This window comes from Asticcacaulis taihuensis (genome assembly GCF_900100255.1).
Lineage (GTDB): Bacteria > Pseudomonadota > Alphaproteobacteria > Caulobacterales > Caulobacteraceae > Asticcacaulis > Asticcacaulis taihuensis.
This window is the reverse complement of sequence record NZ_FMTS01000001.1, coordinates 1064889-1082955: the sequence shown is the minus strand read 5'-3', so window position 1 is coordinate 1082955 and position 18067 is coordinate 1064889. Positions and strand designations below refer to the sequence as shown.

The window sequence follows — 18067 nt, the reverse complement described above, 5'->3', positions numbered from 1 at the left end:
CGCAGTTATTTATTGGACGTATCGATCTTCGCGCTCATCGACAGGCCGACGCGCAAGGGATGCGCCTTCAGTTCCTTCGGGTCGAGATCGATGCGGACGGGCAGGCGCTGGACCACCTTGATCCAGTTGCCGGAGGCGTTCTGTGCCGGGATCAGTGAGAAGGCTGAGCCGGTGCCGCCGGAAATGCCGCGGACCGTGCCGTGATAGGTGACCGACTTGCCGTAAAGATCGGAGTGCAGTTCCACAACCTGTCCCGGAATGACCTTGCGCAACTGGCCTTCCTTGAAATTGGCGTCGACATAGGCGCGGGCGATCGGCACGACGGTCATCAGCGGGGTGCCGACGGCGACCTGCTGACCGACCTGGACTGCCTTTTTGGAAACGATACCGTCTGTGGGGGCGCGGACTATGGTGCGCTCCAGCGCCAGGTTGGCGGCGTCAAGCCTGGCCTGCGCGGCGAGGACTTCCGGGTTTTGCGCGGCATCGACGCCGGCGAACTGGGCGGCATTGGTGGCGCGCTGGCCGCCGGCGGCCTTGACGCCGGCCAGGGCCTGTGCGCGCGCCGCTTGCGCCGCATTCAGCGCGGCCTGGGCCTGTGTGAAGGCGTTCTGCGCCGTGGTCAGTTCTTCCTGCGATACCGCGCCCGACTGTGCCAGATTCTGGCGGCGGGTCAGTTCGGTTTTGGCATTGCTGAGATTGGCCTGGGCGGCGGCGATCTGGGCATCAGCACTTGCGACATCGGCCTGGCGGGCGCCCAACTGGCCGGCCAGGGCCTCGTCGCTGGCATAGAAGCCCTGGACGTGGCGCTGGGCCTGGGCAAGCGCCGCCTGTCCTTGCGCAACTGCGATTTTGGCATCGGAATCGTCTATGGTCAGCAGGACATCGCCGGCCTTGACAGCTTGCGTTTCGGAAACCGCGATGCTGGCCACCGGACCGGCGACGAGCGCGTTGACCTGGGCCGTATCGGTCCCGACATAGGCGTTGTCGGTCGAGACGTAGTGCGAGGCGACGAGGCCATAATAGGCGCCATAGGCGACGGCGCCGACAGCGACGGCGATGCCGAGATAGGTAAGCAGGCGCTTGCGTTTGGCATTGCCGGCGGCCTGCGAGGGGGCGATGGGGGTGGACTGAATTTTATCAGCCGTTTGTGCGGTATCGGGCATGTGCGGATCTCTGTGTTAAGAGCTTAATTTTGAGCGATGTTTTGGGTGTTGTAAGCCCCGCCGAGGGACTTGATCAGGGCGACATCGAGCGTCATGGCACGGCTCTTCAGGTCGGCAACGGTCCGGCGCTGGCTGATCAGGCTTTGCTCGGCCACCAGCAGGGAGGTGTAGTCGGACAGGCCGCCATCATAGCGCAGTTTGCTGAGGCGATATGCCTCTTCATAAGCCGCCAGCGCCTGTTCGGAATTATCGAGCCGGGCCTGCAGCGCCTTCTGGCTGGTCAGGGTGTCGGCGACCTGCTGCATGGCTTGCAAAACGTCCTGATTATAGGAGGCAATGGCCAGGGCATGTTCGCTTTCGGCCGATTTCAGGTTGGCTTTCAGCGCGCCGCCGTCGAACAGCGGCAGGCTGAGGGCCGGGCCGACCTGGCCAATATCGGAGCCGGATGAGAACAGCTTGTCGAGCCCCAGAGACTGGAAGCCGGCAAACGCAGCGATATTGATATTGGGGTAGAAGGCGGCGTGGGCCTGCTTGATGTGGGCCGAAGCGGCTTCGGCACGCCAGCGGGCGGCGATGATATCCGGACGGCGGCCGATCAGATCGAGATTGATCTGCGTGGGCACATTGCCGAAAGCCTGGGTATCGAGCGACAGGGCGGGGCGCTCCAGCGTATTGGCGAAGTCGGGCGAGGCGCCGGTCAGCATGGCGATCAGGTGCCTGTTCAGGTCGATCTGCTCGTCAAGCGCGGCCAGATCAGCACGGGCGGCAAAGACGCCGGCCTGAGCCTGGGCATCCTGCGCCTTGTTGCTGACGCCGTTATTGAGCTTGTCCTGCACCAGTCTGGCGCTGTCGCTGCGGATGCCGACGGCGCGCTCGGCCAGGTCGCGTTCCTGGTAGAGGCGGTCGAGATCGACATAGGCGGTGGCGATGGCTGTCGAAAGCACCAGACGGGCCTGGGCGGCGTCGGCTTCAGCGGCTTGTTCGTTGGAACTGGCGGCGGCGATGGCGGCGCGGTTGCGGCCCCAGAAATCAAGTTCCCAGTTGAAGCTCAGGGTCGTCTGGCCGTAATCGGTATAGCCTTGCGGGATATAGGCTTTCGGGAAGAGGTAGTTATAGCTCTGCTTCGCCTCGTAAGCCGTGGCATCAAGGCCGACCTGCGGGCGATTCGACGCCCTGTATTGTGAAACGGCGGCCTGGGCCTGGTTGAGGCGGGCTTCTGCGATAGCGAGGGAAGGCGAGTTGTTGAATGCCTGGTTCATCAGGCGCTGGAGCTGCGGATCGCCGAGGCTCTTCCACCACACCTGCTCGCTTATCGTATTGATGGGGTTGACCTTCTTGGCCTGACTGGGCTCAGATGCGAAAGGCGCGCTTTGCGGAATTGTGGTGCAGGCGCTTAAGGTCGTAGCGGCCAGAAGGGCCGCCACTAAAAGGCGGCGGCGCGGCATTTGGGCGGAGGGCGTGTTATGTGTCATTATATTAAGTCTCATAAGGGCGGACTCTTGAAACAACCGTACGGTATGGTCATTTGCGCTGGACATATAGTCCGGCAAGATGTATCTGTCAACTGACCATACCGTACGGTTTAGGAATTATTTTGCGATGCAGAACGAAAAAGTGCAAGAGTTGAAAACCTGCGAATCCAAAGGGCGCATGAGCAGCGAAGACCGCCGTGAAGCCATTCTCGATGTGGCGACGGATATCTTCCTGTCAGAAGGCTATGCCAGCGCGTCGATGTCGACCATCGCGGCGAAACTGGGCGGTTCGAAGGGCACGCTCTATAACTATTTCAAGAGCAAGGAAGAGCTGTTCGCGGCCTATGTGCAGCGCAGTTGCATTTTCCACCGCGGTGAGATCGCTGACCTGCTGCTGGAAGATGGCGATGCCCGCACGGTACTGACTGCCTTCGCCAGGGGATACTTACGCGCCTTCACGGCGGAACCGGCCCTGCAGAATTGGCGTGTCATCTCCGCCGAAAGCCACAAGTCGCCCGAAATCGGCCGGCTGTTCTATGAAAGCGGCCCGCTCGCCGGTGCGCGCATCCTGGCGGCCTATATCGAAAAGGCCGTGGCGCGCGGGGCCCTGGTCGTACCCGATATTATGGTGGCCGCGCACCATTTTACCTCGTTGATTCACGGCCGCATGATCAAGGCGCGCCTGCTCAACTATATTCCGGCGCCAAGCGATGAAGAGATAGCCGCCGAGGTCGAGGCCGCGATGTTCGTCTTTTTCGCCGCTTACGGGCCTAAAGACTGACCACCTGATCGGCCAGGACGCGCGGGCCTTCGCGGTGACTGATCAGGATCAGGCCCTGTGGCCGCTCCGCCAGCCGACGCGACAGTTTTTTGACCACCCGGGCTTCGGTGGCGAGATCAAGCCCTTCGGTCGGTTCATCCAGAATCAGAATTGGCGCGTCCCGCAGCAGGGCGCGCGCCAGGGCCAGGCGCTTGCGTTCGCCGCCGGAAAGCGTGATCCCGCCATCACCGATCCAGGTATCGAGTCCTTTCGGCAGGACCGTTATGCGGTCTGTCAGGCAGGCGGTATCGAGGGCCTCCAGCATCAGCTTCTCCTGATCGGTGCGACTCAGGGCTTTCAATGAGGCGTCACTGACCGCCATCAGCAGGTTTTCACGGATCGTGCCGGTCAGAAGCGCAGCGTCCTGCGGGCAGTGAGCGAACAGGCCAGGCGCGCCGCCTGCGCCTCTGAGGCCGATCAGGGTCTCAATGGCGCGCGTCTTGCCGCTGCCCGAAGGGCCATCTATACGCAGGCGCAAGCTACGGTCAGGTGCAAAGGTCTGGCCGCCTATGGACACAGTTACCTGCGTGTCGGTTTTTTCCACCTGCGGCTGATCGTGGATTTCCGCCAGCCGGCCGTATGCCTGGTCGACGCCCGATTTCTGGCTCAGAGCGCGCGTCAGGATTGTGGCCGATTCAAAGCCCATGCTGCCGGCCAGCAGGGCCAGGGCCATATGGGCGAGGGGCTGCCTCAGGCTGGCCATGGCGATGCCAGCCAGGCACAGGCCGGTCAGGGCGGTGGTAACGGCACTGCTTACGGCTTCCTTGCCAATCGTGTGGGTTTTGGCTGTGAACAGTCTTGCTTCCAGATCCTGCAATTCCGTCAGAAGAGACCTGCGCATGTCATAGGCCCGGATATCCGGCAGCAGCGTCATCAGAGAGAAAAAACGCGCCTTTAGATCGCCCATGGCGGCCGCCTCGGACAGGTCATCGGCCGGACGGCGGTGGATGCGCAGACTGGCGGCTACGGTGCCGGCCAGGAAAACCAGCAGGACCAGCGCGGCCCAAGGCGAGGCGATGGCCGTCAATACGAGCGCCGTGAGGATGCCGGCGCCCCCGGCCCAGGGCGCGCTGCGCATGACCAGCGCGTTTTCGAGCGTGGTCACATCCTGGATAAAGCGACTGGAAGCCTCGCCACGGCTCAGGCGCAGGGTGGTTTGCGGATCGCCGGCCAGGACGCGGCCGAGCAAAGCCGGTCGCAACTCGGCCATGGCGCGCAGGGCCGCCGAGTGGCCGGTGTAGCGTTCGCCATAACGCAGCACCGTGCGGGCTATGGCGAAGAAACGGATCGCCGCGCTCGGCAGCAGATAGTTGAAACCCTGCGCCGCCAAGACGCCGGCGGCGCCCGCCACGGCCGCGCCGGTCAGGAACCAGCCGGAAATCCCCAGCAGCATGACGGCCGAGACGCTGACCCCGGCGGCGAAAAGAGTTGTCAGCAAGAGGCGTGTGCTGAACCGCTCGATCAGCTTTTTGAAATAATCATCGAAGCTCATGTCAGTTCCACCACCTGATCGGCCAGGGCGCACAGTTTCGGCGAATGGCTGGAAAGGATCACGGTCCGCCCTCTGAAGAGGACAGGCAGTTGCGCGATCAGATCGGCTTCGGCTCCTGCATCCAGATCGGCGGTCGGCTCGTCAAGCAGCAGGATCGGCGAATCTTTCAGCCAGGCCCGCGCCAGGCCGATGCGCCGCCGTTCGCCACCCGAAAGGCCGGAACCGCGTTCATTGAGAAGGCCGGTGCGCGCTTCGGACACAGATTCAAGTCCGAACGATTCAATCGCCTGCCGCAGTTCGTTATCGTCGGCGGCGCGGTTGGCGACGCGGAGATTATCGGCCAGGGTGCCGGCCAGGATTGGCGGCGCCTGGGAGACCCAGGCGATGCTCTCGCCGATATCGGTCAGCGGCTGGCCGTCGATCGTGACGGTACCGGCGACCAGATGACCTTGCCCCAGCAGCAGACGCAAAAGCGTGGTTTTCCCCGAACCGGTCGGTCCTTTGAGAGCAATGATCTGCCCCGGTGCGGCGGTGAAGCTGACGGGACCGATCCGAAAGCCGGGATCATCGGCAAAGCCGCAGACGACCGCATGATAGCGGATTTCCGCGGCGGCGGTCAGCCGTGCGGCGGGTGTGCTTTCCGGCTGGACCTCGATCGCCATCAGCCTCTCAGTCGCCGCCATCGCGGTCTGCTGGTCGTGATAGGCGGCAGCCAGGCGGCGCATGGGGGCATAGACTTCCGGTGCCAGGGCGAGCACGAAGAAGGCGGCGGCGAAGGTCAGGGTTTCCGGCACCCTGAAAGGCAGTTCACCCAGCAGGTAGAAGCCGCAATAGATGGCGATCAGGGCCACGCTGAGGGCGCTGAAAAATTCCAGCACGGCCGAGGTGACGAAGGCAATCTTGAGGACGCTGAGCGTTCGTTCGGCGACCTCATGGGCGGCGCGGCCGACGGTGTGTACCTGCCTGGGGCCGGCCTCGAAGCTCAGGATCAGCGGCAGGGCGCGGATGCGATCGACAAACAGATTGGACAGGCGCGACAGGGCGTCGAGCTGGCGCTTTGATTCTCCGGCGCTGGTCAGGCCGAGAACGGCCATCATTGCGACAAACGGTAGCAGGGTGAGCAGCAGGATGCCGGCGCTTATGGGACTGGCTAAAGCCATCAGGGCGATGAAAACCAGCGGCAGGATACGCGCCTGGAAATCGCTCTGGCGAAAACGGGCATAATAGCCTTCAAGGGCTTCGGTATCTTCGAACAGGGCATTCAGCCGGGTCTGATGGCGGCCGGAATCGATATGACCGCCAAGCGCCTTCGCCATGATATCGAGCCGAATAGCGCTGATGATCCGCCGGGCCGATTGCATGGCAAGTTTTTGATTTACAACATTTAACACGGCGCGTGTGGCAAGGGAGAAAATAGTCACGGCCGTGGGGAGGGCGAGGTTGCCGAGGCTGACCGACCTGCCGAACAGTCCGCTGACCATGTGGCTCAGGCCCCAGGCGAAACCGGCGATGCAGGCGCCTTCCAGCAGGCCCAGACCGTGCATGAGGCGCAAGGATCCGGCGTCCGTTTTCCCCCAAATCCGCAATTGGTGACGGAAAAGCTTCGCAGAGCCTTCCGCAGGAGGTGCGGCATCCGGGTGCGACATCTTGGTTATTGTGCGGCGCAAGAATAAGCCTTAAAGTTTATATGGGTTTAGCAATGCTTCTTCTCCCGAAGGTTGAAATTAAGCGTTGCTAAGGGCTGTTTTTGAGTGTCTTCTCACCGGAGACGCGAAGTTTTTTGGGGAGAAGTCTTAATGGACCTCAGTACCGTAGAACTCTCAAGGCTGCAATTCGCCTTGACCGCTATGTACCACTTTCTGTTCGTTCCGCTGACCTTGGGTCTCAGCTTCATGCTGGTGATCATGGAAAGCGTCTATGTCCTTACGCGCAAGGAGGTTTGGCGCACCATCACCCGCTTCTGGGGGCTTTTGTTCGGCATCAACTTTGTCCTGGGTGTGGCAACGGGTCTCACCATGGAATTCGAGTTCGGCATGAACTGGTCCTATTACTCGCACTATGTCGGCGACATTTTCGGCGCGCCGCTGGCGATAGAGGGGCTGATGGCCTTCTTCCTCGAAGCCACCTTCGTCGGGCTGATGTTCTTCGGCTGGGAAAAGCTCTCCCGGCCGGCGCATCTGATGGTGACGTTTCTCGTGGCGCTCGGGACCAACCTGTCGGCGCTGTGGATTCTGATTGCCAATGGCTGGATGCAGCACCCCACTGGCGCCGAGTTCAATCCAGCCACCATGCGCATGGAAGTCACCAACTTTATCGATGTGCTGTTCAATCCGGTGGCGCAGGCCAAGTTTGTCCATACGGTCAGCGCCGGCTATGTGCTGGCGGCGGTTTTCGTGATGGGGGTTTCGGCCATCTATCTGTGGAATAACAAATGGACCAGCATCGCCAAGCGTTCCATGGCGGTGGCTGCGGCCTTCGGCCTAGCCTCGTCGCTGTCGGTCGTCGTGCTGGGGGATGAGTCGGGCTACGCGCTCACCGATAACCAGAAGATGAAGTTGGCCGCTCTGGAATCGATGTGGCACACGGAAAAGGCGCCCGCCGGGATTTCAGTCTTCGGTATTCCCAATGTGAAAGAACAGCGCACCGATTTCGATATCAAGATCCCCTACGTGCTGGGCCTTATCGCCACGCGCAGCGTCGATACGCCGGTCGTGGGTATCCTCGACCTGACCGACAAGGCGGAAATGCGCATCCGTTCCGGCATCATCGCCTATGACGGCGTCGAAAAACTGAAGGTCAATGCCGACGATATGGACGCCCGCGCGCTGTTTGAGGCGCACAAGGCTGACCTGGGTTACGCGCTCCTGCTCAAGAAGTATGTGCCCGATCCGCGCATGGCGACCAATGAGATGATCGTCAAGGCCTCGCTCGACACCATTCCCAATGTGCCGGTGATGTTCTGGACCTTCCGCCTGATGGCCGGACTGGGTTTCGCCTTCATCGCCCTGTTCGCCATCGCCTTCCTGATGGTGACCTTCGAGAAGCACAATAACCGCCTGTTTCTGCTGGTCTGCATGATTGCCATTCCCTTCCCGTGGATCGCCATTGAAGCGGGGTGGGTACTGGCGGAAATCGGCCGCCAACCCTGGGCGGTGGATGGCGTGCTGCCGACCTTCATGGGCGCCTCGTCGCTCAGCAAGGGGCAGATATGGGCGACCATCATAGGCTTCACCCTGGTCTATGCCATCATGGCTGTGATCGAGGTCAGGCTGATGATCCGCGCCATCAACAAAGGCCCGTATGAAAGCAAGCTTGGCCGGATGCACGACGATCCTGAAGTCAGCACCACGGACGATCCGGCCCTGCCGGTTGTCGGTCCCGCTGAATAATCCCCGCCCGATCTAAAGGAATAAACTAATGGAACTTCCTATCGACTATATGACCCTGAGGGTTATCTGGTGGGGCCTTGTCGGCGTGCTGCTGATCGGCTTCGCCATCATGGACGGCTTCGACATGGGGGTGGCGGCCCTGTTGCCCTTCGTCGCCAAAAACGACTCCGAACGCCGCGCCGTCATCAATACGGTGGGCGCTACCTGGGAAGGCAACCAGGTGTGGTTCATCCTCGGCGGCGGCGCCGTCTTCGCGGCATGGCCCTTTGTTTATGCTGTCAGCTTCTCCGGCTTTTACCTTGCCATGTTCCTGGTGCTGACCGCACTGATCCTGCGGCCGGTCGGCTTCAAATACCGCTCCAAGCGTCCGGGCAAGGCGTGGCGCCGCAACTGGGACTGGGCGCTGTTTGCCGGTGGCTTTATCCCGGCGCTGGTCTTCGGCGTGGCGATGGGCAATGTTCTGCAAGGGGCGCCCTTCAGCTTCGACAGCGACCTGCGCGCCACCTACCACGATATGTTCCTGGGCGGTCTGCTCGGCCTGTTCACGCCCTTCACCCTGCTGTGCGGCCTTGTCTCCGCGGCCATGCTTGTCCTGCAGGGTTCGACCTGGCTCGGCCTCAAGCTGGAAAAAGGCATTGTCCGTGACCGGGCCCTGCGCTTCGGCTTTTTCGCCGCCCTGGCCGTGATCGTGCTGTTTGCTGCCGGCTACGTCTTTGTTCGCTTCTCCGGCCTCGGCTTCAGCGTCGTTGATGCCGTCAATCCGGCCGGCGCCTCCAACCCGACCCGTGCGGAAGTGGTGCCGATGGCCGGCGCCTGGCTGGCCAATTACAGCAAGTATCCCTGGATGTGGGCAGCGCCTGCGCTCGGCTTTGTCGGTCCGGTGGTCGCCATCTTCGGCCAGCGCCTGCGCAGCGACTGGCTGGCCTTTGGCGGCTCGTCCCTGGCGATAGTCGGCATCATTGGCACGGTTGGTTGCTCGATGTTCCCGATCATCCTGCCGAGCACGGTGGATAAGCATTCCAGCCTGCTGGTCTGGACCGCCTCCAGCTCGCACCTGACCCTGTTCATCATGCTGCTGGTGACGCTGGTATTTCTGCCGATCGTGCTGCTGTACACCGCCTGGGTTTACAAGGTGCTGTTCGGCCGGATCAGCACGGAGCACCTGAAGACCAACCCGGATTTGTATTAAGCAAGGCTGGGGAGGCGCGCCTCCCCAGGCCCCTCAGAAGGACACAGCTATGTGGTATTTTTCATGGATATTGGGTGTCGGCCTGGCCGTCGCCGTCGGTATTCTCAACGGCATCTGGTATGAATTTCATACGACAGACGACCCGGACGCCGAAGATCCGTACATCGAATAACGCATTTCAGGCGCGGTTTTCCCCTGCCGCACCTGACCCGGAGCCGACCTGATCCGTCAGGTCGGCTTTTTTATTCCCGAAGCGAATTGACCAGATTAAACACCATGGTCTTGGCCTCGTCGTCGTGGCCGCCCTGGGCCAGGCCGTAAAGCGTCTGCATCACTTCTTCGGCGACCGGGGCGACATGCGCCTGGTTGACGACCTCGAAAATACCCGGCAGCAGCAGGCGGCGCACTTCATTGTCATCGACCAGCGCTTCGGTGATCTTCTCGCCCTCACGAAGGCCGGTGAAGGTGATCCTGATGTCCTTCTCCGGACGCAGGCCGTAAAGCTTGATCATGCGGGTGGCGAGATCATGAATCTTTACCGGCGTACCCATTTCCAGTATATAAAGCCCGGAATGTTCCGGCGTTCCGGCATTGGTCATGGCAGCGGTCAGCACCAGTTGCACCGCCTCGAAAATGGTCATGAAATAGCGTTCGACGTCGCGGTCGGTGAGGGTGATCGGCCCCCCGCGCTCGATCTGCGACTTGAACAGCGGCACGACCGAACCAGTCGAGCCCAGCACATTGCCGAAGCGTACGACGCACGCCTGATGGGTATCTGAAATCTGCGTGCGGATCAGGTGCTCGGCCAGCCGCTTGGTGGCGCCCATCAGCGAAGATGGCGCCACGGCCTTGTCCGACGAGATCAATACCAGTTGCTTGACGCCGGCGGCCTTGGCGGCGTCGATGACATATTGCGTGCCCAGCACATTGGTCAGCACGCTTTCGCTGGGGTTCAACTCCACCATCGGCACATGCTTGAGCGCGGCGGCATGGAAGATGACATCGGGCTTCTGCTGCGCCACCACGGCGGCGATCCGTTCCTTGCGCCGGACGCTGCACAGGAAGGGGCGGGCGCGTTCGCTGCCGGGAAATTCCAGCTTGATGGCGCGGTCGATTTCGTAAAGCGCCAGTTCGGAGTGATCGATCAGGCTGACATGGGCGGCGCCCAGAGCCAGCACCTGCTTGCAGATTTCCGAACCGATGGAGCCGCCCGCACCGGTCACCAGTATGCGTTTACCGGCGTAGAAATTTTTCAGGCCGTCCGTATCCAGTTTGACCTGCGGCCGGTGCAAAAGCACCTTGAAAGAGGCGGGATCGCTCGGTTCCGGCAGCGGCAGGGCGCCGTTCTTCTTTCCGAAAGCCGCCACGCGTGCCAGAAAACGTAGCAGTCGATAATTGGACAGACTCATGGGTATTCCGGCAGGCTGGCGATAATAGAAGAACGTATTGAGCGTGTTATGGGGCTTTTAGCAAGGGCGAAGCACCCGTGTAACGCTATTTTTTGCAACCCGACGCCATCTATGGTGTAAAGATAGGCTATGATCGATATTCTCTTTTTTGGCCGTGTGGCGGACAGCCTGGGCAAGCGCCGTCTGGCGATGGCCTTGCCGCCGGAAGGCTTGAGCCTGTTTGCCCTGCGCCTGCGGCTTTTTGACGGCGAAGGCGATGGACGGTTGCGCATGAGCGTCAATCAGGTAGTGGTGACGGACGACCGGCCCCTGCATGATGGCGATGAGGTGGCCTTTTTCTCGGTATTTTCCGGAGGCTGATCATGGAAATGGAGGTTCGCCTGTTGCCGGCGGGATTTGATCCGGCGGCGGTTCACGGCGATTTTCTGGCGCGATTCGGTACGCTCGGAGCGGTTACGGCCTTTACCGGCGTGGTGCGCGAAGCGGCAAAAGGAGCGGCGGTCGATTATCTCTATCTCGACTGGTATCCCGGTATGACCGAGACGTCGATCCAGGCCATCGCCGATGCGGCGGCCGAGCGGTTCGACATTCGCGCCCTCAGCATTCATCATCGCTGCGGTGAAGTACGGGCCGGCGAACCGGTGGTTTTCGTGGCCGCGGCCAGCGTGCACCGGCGGGCGGCTTTTGAAGCGGTGGACTACATGATGGACCGGCTGAAATCCGAAGCGGCCTTGTGGAAGCGCGAGGTCGGGCCACAGACCGACCGCTGGGTGGAGCCGACAACGGGCGATGCCGATGATCTGAAACGCTGGAGTGATAAATGAGTGACCTGTCCCATCTGGACCAAGAGGGCCGCGCCCGCATGGTCGATGTCTCCGACAAGGCGGTCACAGCGCGGACGGCCGTGGCGCGCGGGCGTCTGGTCTGCGCGGCGGAAACCGTGGCGCTGGTAAGGGAGAACCGGACGCCGAAAGGGGCGGTGATCTCCACTGCCGAACTGGCCGGGATCATGGCCGCCAAGCAGACCGCGAACCTGATCCCGCTCTGTCATCCGTTACCGCTCAGCAAGGCGGCCGTGCGGATTGCCATCAATGATGACCTGCCGGGTTTCGATATCGAGGCCGAGGTCCGCACCACAGGCCAGACCGGTGTGGAGATGGAGGCGCTGACAGCCGCCAGCATAGCCGCGCTTACGCTTTACGACATGCTCAAGGCGGTGGATAAGGCCATGCGGATCGAAGGCATCGAAGTCACCGCCAAGAGCGGCGGCAAGTCGGACTGGCCGCAGACGGTCATAACGTGAAAATGGCGCGGCATTTATGTGCCGCGCCACGTCCTTTTAGAACAGCCTGGCTTGCAAACCGATCCAAAGCCTGCGTCCGGTCTGGCCATAGCCGCCCGCGGTCTGGTAGCGGGTATCACCGGCATTTTCGATGCGGCCATAGAGACTTAAGGCATCATTCAGGGCGTAATCAGCGCGCAGGTCAGCCAGGTCATAGGCTTTCAGCATCCCCGTAAAGGCCGTGTCGAGACCTTCACCCACATGGCGCAGACCGAGGCCCAAATTCAGCTTGTCTGTGGCTGTCCAGGTCAGATCGATACTGCCCATCTGGTCCGGGCGGCGCGGCAACAAGCCACCATTGCCGTCACGGGCGTGCAGGAAGCTGTAATTGCCGCGCAGGCGCAGGGTGTCCGTGAGGTCTTTTGATAGTTCCAGTTCGACGCCGCGGGTTTCAGTGCGTCCGATATTGCCATAGCAACCGTAGGGCTGATCGGAACGGCAGCCGTCATAGACGAAGTCGATCTGATCGCGCACCGAACGGGTAAACAGACTGACACTCAACAGGCCGCCGTCGAAGCCGTAATCGACACCACCATCGAGCGTGATGGATTTTTCCTCGATCAGCGAGGCCGTGCCGTAATCGCTGTAGAGCTGATAAAGGCTGGGCACCTTGACGCCCTGGCCGGCGCTGGCATGGAAGCGCAGATGATTACCCAGCGGCGCATTGACGGTCACCTGGGCGATGTCATTGGCACCGAAGGACGAGGCATCGTCATGGCGGGCACTCAGGGCCACGTCGAGCGGGCCGAAATCGTGCGTCACCTGGCCATAGACGCTGGCAAGCGTTGAAGCCGCCCTGAGCGGCACGGGGTTGGGGTCCCAACTCGCCGGATAGGCCACGCGCATGGTGTCGCGTTCATAGCTCAGGCCGCCGAGCAGGCGGGTGGCCTCGCTGAGGCGGTAGCTGATGTGATAATCGGCCGCTTCGATATGGCCATTGGCGACGAAATTCGGCGTATGATCGGGATTGTAATTGTCGCTGTCATTATCGGTGACGCTGACCGAAAGGACCTGTTCGCCTCTCGTGAAGCGATGGGTTAGAGCTATAACCGACAGGGTGGTGTCGTTTTTGCCGAAATCGCCGGTATCGGTGAAATCATAGGGCGGCTGAGGGTTGTAGCCATCGAAATCGGTGCGGCTGTGGCTGGTGGTCGAGAAAGCCTGAAGACTTAGGGCTTCGTTGAAATCATAGCGGAGCTTGCCATTTAGCGTGGTCTGGGTGAAGCCATCCTTTTCCGTGCCGCCGGCGAAAGCCGATACGCCGCGATCGTTGTAGGTGCTGCCCGACAGACGCCAGGTCAGGCCGCCCATTTTGCCGCCGATGCCGGCGCGGGCCGAGCCATATTGATCAAAGCCTTCGACGCGCAGATCGCCTTCCAGCGGTCGGGTCGGGGTGCGTGAGGTGAGGCTGACCACGCCGCCCATGGCGCCGGAGCCCCACAGGGTGGAGAGCGGCCCGCGCAGGACTTCGATACGCGACGCGTCGTCCGTGCTGACCAGGCCGAGATTGGTGCCGCCGCCGACCTGCGACGGATCGTTCAGGCGCACGCCATCCAGCATATAGAGGGTGTGATCGGCGCCGGCACCACGAATCGAGGCGGTGGTTGCCGAACCGGGGCCGCCATTGCGGGCGAGGCTGAGGTCGGTGGTGCGCGTCATAAGGTCGGCGACGAACAGTGACTGGTACGACTTGATGTCGACATCGGTCAGGACATCGACGCTCTGGCCGACTTTCGAGACAGGCAGGGTTTCGCGGGTGATGGAGACGATCACCTCGGTCGGGGCTTCGTCGGCATGGGCGAAGCCAGGCAGGGCCAACAGGGCGGTGGAGAGGATGAGGGCGGTTTTGCGATGACGCATGTAGCGGTCTTTCGGTCAGAAACGAAAGCCATAAACGCGCATGACGAAGCCCGCGCCGGTTACGGCTCACAAGGTATCGTCTCTCGGTCTTTTCAGACGCCATCACGCTTATCTGAAAAGTAGTAATCCACTTTTCGGCATGAGGCTTTGAATTTCCGCTCGCGCTGCACTTCCCGGCCACGCAAAGGACGACAGCCAAGGCAGGTCTCCTGACTTGCGCCTCGAACGCGGACGACGTCTTCCCGGTCATGACCAGTGACATATGTCGCTCGCTCGGCGCTTACAGTTGCGGGGACAGTCTGGGGTTCGCACCCAATTCCCTATTATCCCGCGGGTTTGACGCGCGGGCACCATTGGCACAGGGTCGCACTAGGGCGTTTGCTGCGGCGCGTCAAGTTATTCGTCGGCGAGGTCATTTCTTTGCCGCATATTCGTCAGGCGTCAGGGTTTGCAGCGAAAGCGCGTGAACAGGGCCGGCCAGTTCCTCCGCCAGGGTGGTATTGATCAGGCGTTGGCGGGCCACCCGGTTCAGTCCCTCAAAGTGCGCCGAGACCACAAGCACGGAAAAATGACTCTCGCCCCCTTCACGCGCGCCCGCATGTCCACTATGTTTGGCGCTGTCGTCATGAATCTCCAATTGCTGCGGGGCGAGAGCCTGGTTGAGCTTCGCCTTCAGGCGGTCGGCTATGATTCCCATATTCTGCCTCACTTCTTGGGTATGGAACGGATGTCAGCGTCTTTTAAGATTTAAGGATCATATTTCAAGATATGAGCGAAGGATTTAAGTACAAGCCGCGTCTCGGCATGGATATGCGTATTCGCCCGCCGAAGGAAGGCGAAGAAAAAACACGTCGTGCCGAAGACGACGTGCTGCACCTCAAGCCGGGTGAAAAACCGTGCGAATGGCCGGAGTGCCATAAGGCTGCCACGGCCAAGGCGCCGAAGTCGCGCGAAATGATGAACGAGCACTATAATTTCTGCATGGCTCATGCGGCCGAATACAACAAGAACTGGAACTTCTTCGCCGGCATGAGTGAAGGCGAGGCCCGCCGCCACCGCGAAGCCATCGCCACCGGTGACCGCCCGACGTGGGCTTTCCGCGCCTCGCGCGTCAGCCGGGAAGCGGCGAACTTTGCCACCAAGGGCACCAAGGCCGGTGGTTTCTACGATCCGCACAGTGTTTTTGGCGCAGGCGCAGCCCCGATGAAGGAAAAGGGTGTGCAGTCCGAACGCCAGTACGGCAAGATCGAACGCGGTGCTTTTGCCGATCTCGATCTCGAAGTCGGCGCCACGGCTGAACAAATTCGTGTCCGCTACACCGAAATGCTCAAGCGCTGCCACCCGGATAACAATGGTGGCGATCGCTCGGCCGAGGACAAGCTGCAACGCGTGATCAAGGCGTACAAGATCCTGAAAAAAATGTCCCTGGCCTGAAAACCGGGGTCTTTGGCCGTGTAGTGCGTTGGCTGCGCTAGGCTGTATAAGCATACAGCCGTCGCTTGCCGCCTGCTACTCGACTCAAATCTACCGGTTTTCTCTGTTAGGGACTTACAAACTGCTGAAAAACGGATCGTCCGCCATATCCCCGCCCGGTTTGCGGAACAGATGAACGTGCAGCCGACGACGCAGGGTAAAGCCCAGGCTTTCATATAGCCCGATGGCCACCGTATTTTCCGGCAGGACATTCAGAAATGGCACGCGACCATCGGCGACGATGCGCTTGCCCAGAATCGATGTCAGCCGTCGGGCATGGCCACGCCCCTGGAAATCCGGATGGACGCAGATGGCACTGATCTCGGTGAAATCCGCCGGCTTCATGCGTTCACCGGCCATGGCCGCCAGCCGACCGTCTTCAAATACGCCGATATAGCTGCCCATCTCGATGGTGCGCGTGCCGAATGGCCCCGGTTTCGTCAGGGTGGTCAGGGCGATCATTTCATCGACATTTTCAGGCGTCAATGGCTGGGCATCATCCGCCGTATCCATCGGTTTGAAATTGAAGGCGGCCATTTGCAGGATAGGGAAATGCACCAGCAGGTCCAGGCCCTCCAGTGTTTCCAGTTCTTCCGGCGCCCATAGCACAGCCGTGTCACCCTCAGCCATCCGGTCGGCGAGCACGGGCAGGGCGTCGGGCGTCTCAACGGCGGCGAAAGGGGAAATATCCGCCGGATAGCGCCGCACAGGACCATCGCCGATGGCCAGATGGGAATGGCGGCCGGTGAGGGCTGACCAGGCGGGATTGTCGAGTTCAGTGATTTTCATGGAGGGCATCTAGCAGAAAAGAGATGCGGCTGCTGCCGGAATCTTGCGCTATAAATGCGTATGAAGACGCTCATGAACACAATTCTGAAAGGCGGCTGCCAGTGTGGCGCCATCCGTTTTGAAGTGACCGGACCGTTGCCGGATGCCTCCATCTGTCACTGCCGGATGTGTCAGAAGGCGTTCGGCAATGTCTTCGCGCCGTTGGTTTCGGTGCGCGGCACCGATTTCCGCTGGACGAAAGCCGAGCCGAAGCGCTTTGCCTCGTCCAACCTGGTCAATCGCGGTTTCTGCCCGCAGTGCGGTACGCCTCTGACCTATGAGGCACCCGACGGCATGGCGGTGTCCATCGGCGCCTTCGATCATCCGGAAACGCTGGAACCGCATATCCAGTATGGCATGGAGGGGCGGATCGGCTGGCTCGATCATGTCAATGACTGGCCGGGCAAGACGACGATGGAAGATATCGAAGCCGCGCCGTTTCTCGACAAGCTGGTCAGCCGTCAGTATCCGGATGAGCCATAAGTAAAAAACTTCGCATGGCGCGAAATTACGGGTTGTTTCCTGATCTCTAAAGTCTTAGCTGAAACCCGTACACCCTTGCCGCCGAAAGCCTGATTATATGTCCGCCGAGCTTGAATATCCCGATCCGCTGCTGTCCCATGTCCCCGATAAAAAGGTCAATGTCCGTGACGTGTTCGGCATTGATATCGACATGCAGGTGCCGGCCTTCACGCACCGCGATCCGCATGTGCCGGATATAGACACAGCCTACCGGTTCGATCCGCAGACGACCCAGGCCATCTGCGCCGGTTTCGCCTTCGATCGCCGCGTCATGGTGCAGGGTTTTCACGGCACCGGTAAATCGACACATATCGAGCAGATCGCCGCGCGCCTGAACTGGCCGCTGGTCCGCGTCAACCTCGACAGCCACGTTTCGCGGATCGATTTGATCGGCAAGGACGCCATCGTGCTGAAGGACGGCCAGCAGGTCACCGAGTTCAAGGAAGGCACCCTGCCGTGGGCCCTGCAGCGTCCGGTCGCGCTGGTGTTCGATGAATATGACGCCGGCCGCCCGGACGTGATGTTCGTCATCCAGCGCGTGCTGGAAGCGCAAGGGCGCCTGACCCTGCTCGACCAGAACAAGGTCATCAAGCCGAACCCGTTCTTCCGCCTGTTCGCCACCACCAATACGATTGGTCTGGGGGATACCACCGGCCTTTATCACGGCACCCAGCAGATCAACCAGGGCCAGATGGACCGCTGGTCGCTGGTCACTACGCTCAACTATCTCAGCCACGAGGCCGAGGTCGAGATCGTGCTGGCCAAGGTGCCGGAATTCAATACGCCGGAGAAGAAGGGCGTGATCGACGCCATGGTGCGCGTGGCGGATATGTCGCGCTCTGCCTTCGCCAATGGCGATATCTCCACGGTCATGTCGCCGCGGACGGTCATTACCTGGGCGCAAAACACCCTGATCTTCAACAATGATCCGGAACTGGCCTTCCGCCTGTCCTTCCTCAACAAGAGCGACGAACTGGAGCGTCATACTCTGGCGGAATTCTACCAGCGCGCCTTTGGCACCGATGTGAAGGAAAGCGCCCTGAAGGTGAAAGTGATCTAACCTTATCCTCCCCTGCTTGCGGCAACGCCGTTGCGGGGGGGGTGGCGA

General features: G+C 61.0%; 18 protein-coding genes and 1 riboswitch. Of the genes, 10 read left to right on the top strand and 8 right to left on the bottom strand.

What is annotated here, in order from left to right:
* Positions 1–5 precede the first annotated feature (5 nt).
* Both BLO49_RS05115 and BLO49_RS05110 read right to left on the bottom strand, forming a co-directional pair.
* Positions 6–1163, bottom strand: coding sequence for an HlyD family efflux transporter periplasmic adaptor subunit (locus BLO49_RS05115; protein WP_090645010.1), 1158 nt, complete (start codon positions 1161–1163; stop codon positions 6–8).
* Positions 1164–1186: 23 nt separating this feature from the next.
* Complete coding sequence (locus BLO49_RS05110; protein ID WP_090645006.1) at positions 1187–2635, bottom strand: efflux transporter outer membrane subunit; 1449 nt, start codon at positions 2633–2635, stop codon at positions 1187–1189.
* A gap of 178 nt (positions 2636–2813) precedes the next feature.
* On the opposite strand from BLO49_RS05110, the gene BLO49_RS05105 reads away from it, so the two are divergent.
* Positions 2814–3416, top strand: coding sequence for a TetR/AcrR family transcriptional regulator (locus BLO49_RS05105; RefSeq protein WP_245678865.1), 603 nt, complete (start codon positions 2814–2816; stop codon positions 3414–3416).
* Here BLO49_RS05105 and BLO49_RS05100 read toward each other — a convergent pair.
* Positions 3406–4947: an ATP-binding cassette domain-containing protein gene (locus BLO49_RS05100; protein WP_090644999.1), complete on the bottom strand. Its 1542-nt coding sequence runs from the start codon at positions 4945–4947 to the stop codon at positions 3406–3408. The genes BLO49_RS05105 and BLO49_RS05100 overlap by 11 nt on opposite strands.
* Positions 4944–6491 carry an ABC transporter ATP-binding protein/permease gene (locus BLO49_RS05095; RefSeq protein ID WP_245678909.1) on the bottom strand — a complete coding sequence of 516 codons (1548 nt, stop codon included), beginning with the start codon at positions 6489–6491 and terminating at the stop codon, positions 4944–4946. The genes BLO49_RS05100 and BLO49_RS05095 overlap by 4 nt, the downstream gene beginning before the upstream one ends.
* Positions 6492–6743: 252 nt before the next feature.
* On the opposite strand from BLO49_RS05095, the gene BLO49_RS05090 reads away from it, so the two are divergent.
* Genes BLO49_RS05090 through cydX form a run of 3 tightly spaced genes read left to right on the top strand, consistent with a single transcriptional unit; the run spans position 6744 to position 9697 of the window.
* Positions 6744–8336, top strand: coding sequence for a cytochrome ubiquinol oxidase subunit I (locus tag BLO49_RS05090; RefSeq protein ID WP_090644992.1), 1593 nt, complete (start codon positions 6744–6746; stop codon positions 8334–8336).
* Between the two features lie 28 nt (positions 8337–8364).
* Positions 8365–9525: a cytochrome d ubiquinol oxidase subunit II gene (gene cydB / locus BLO49_RS05085; protein ID WP_090644990.1), complete on the top strand. Its 1161-nt coding sequence runs from the start codon at positions 8365–8367 to the stop codon at positions 9523–9525.
* A 49-nt stretch (positions 9526–9574) separates the two neighbouring features.
* Complete coding sequence (gene cydX, locus BLO49_RS05080) at positions 9575–9697, top strand: cytochrome bd-I oxidase subunit CydX (protein WP_090644987.1); 123 nt, start codon at positions 9575–9577, stop codon at positions 9695–9697.
* Between the two features lie 70 nt (positions 9698–9767).
* Here cydX and BLO49_RS05075 read toward each other — a convergent pair whose 3' ends face one another.
* On the bottom strand, positions 9768–10934 hold the full coding sequence (locus BLO49_RS05075) for an SDR family NAD(P)-dependent oxidoreductase (RefSeq protein WP_090644983.1): 1167 nt from the start codon (positions 10932–10934) through the stop codon (positions 9768–9770).
* A gap of 129 nt (positions 10935–11063) precedes the next feature.
* Here BLO49_RS05075 and BLO49_RS05070 point away from each other — a divergent pair, with 129 nt between their 5' ends.
* Genes BLO49_RS05070 through moaC form a run of 3 tightly spaced genes read left to right on the top strand, consistent with a single transcriptional unit; the run spans position 11064 to position 12237 of the window.
* Positions 11064–11294, top strand: a complete 231-nt coding sequence (locus tag BLO49_RS05070; protein WP_090644980.1) for a MoaD/ThiS family protein — start codon at positions 11064–11066, stop codon at positions 11292–11294.
* A gap of 2 nt (positions 11295–11296) precedes the next feature.
* A complete protein-coding gene (locus BLO49_RS05065) occupies positions 11297–11758 on the top strand; it encodes a molybdenum cofactor biosynthesis protein MoaE (RefSeq protein WP_245678864.1) in 462 nt (153 codons plus the stop codon).
* Positions 11755–12237 carry a cyclic pyranopterin monophosphate synthase MoaC gene (gene moaC, locus BLO49_RS05060; RefSeq protein ID WP_090644976.1) on the top strand — a complete coding sequence of 161 codons (483 nt, stop codon included), beginning with the start codon at positions 11755–11757 and terminating at the stop codon, positions 12235–12237. The genes BLO49_RS05065 and moaC overlap by 4 nt, the downstream gene beginning before the upstream one ends.
* 36 nt (positions 12238–12273) lie before the next feature.
* On the opposite strand, the gene BLO49_RS05055 is transcribed toward moaC, so the two are convergent.
* Both BLO49_RS05055 and BLO49_RS05050 read right to left on the bottom strand, forming a co-directional pair.
* Positions 12274–14136 (bottom strand): TonB-dependent receptor plug domain-containing protein, encoded by a 1863-nt coding sequence (locus BLO49_RS05055; RefSeq protein ID WP_090644973.1) that lies wholly within the window; start codon positions 14134–14136, stop codon positions 12274–12276.
* 182 nt (positions 14137–14318) lie between these two features.
* Positions 14319–14506, bottom strand: a riboswitch (cobalamin riboswitch).
* Positions 14507–14548: 42 nt separating this feature from the next.
* Positions 14549–14833 (bottom strand): BolA family protein, encoded by a 285-nt coding sequence (locus BLO49_RS05050; protein WP_090644970.1) that lies wholly within the window; start codon positions 14831–14833, stop codon positions 14549–14551.
* A 71-nt stretch (positions 14834–14904) separates the two neighbouring features.
* On the opposite strand from BLO49_RS05050, the gene BLO49_RS05045 reads away from it, so the two are divergent.
* Positions 14905–15570, top strand: coding sequence for a J domain-containing protein (locus BLO49_RS05045; protein WP_090644967.1), 666 nt, complete (start codon positions 14905–14907; stop codon positions 15568–15570).
* Between the two features lie 114 nt (positions 15571–15684).
* Here BLO49_RS05045 and BLO49_RS05040 read toward each other — a convergent pair whose 3' ends face one another.
* A complete protein-coding gene (locus tag BLO49_RS05040; RefSeq protein ID WP_170828212.1) occupies positions 15685–16398 on the bottom strand; it encodes a GNAT family N-acetyltransferase in 714 nt (237 codons plus the stop codon).
* Between the two features lie 72 nt (positions 16399–16470).
* Between BLO49_RS05040 and BLO49_RS05035 the strand changes: the two genes are divergently transcribed.
* Together BLO49_RS05035 and cobS are read left to right on the top strand one after the other, a co-directional pair.
* Entirely contained in the window at positions 16471–16920 is a 450-nt protein-coding gene (locus BLO49_RS05035) for a GFA family protein (protein ID WP_090646146.1), read from the top strand.
* A 97-nt stretch (positions 16921–17017) separates the two neighbouring features.
* Entirely contained in the window at positions 17018–18019 is a 1002-nt protein-coding gene (cobS, locus tag BLO49_RS05030) for a cobaltochelatase subunit CobS (protein ID WP_090644961.1), read from the top strand.
* Positions 18020–18067: the final 48 nt, after the last annotated feature.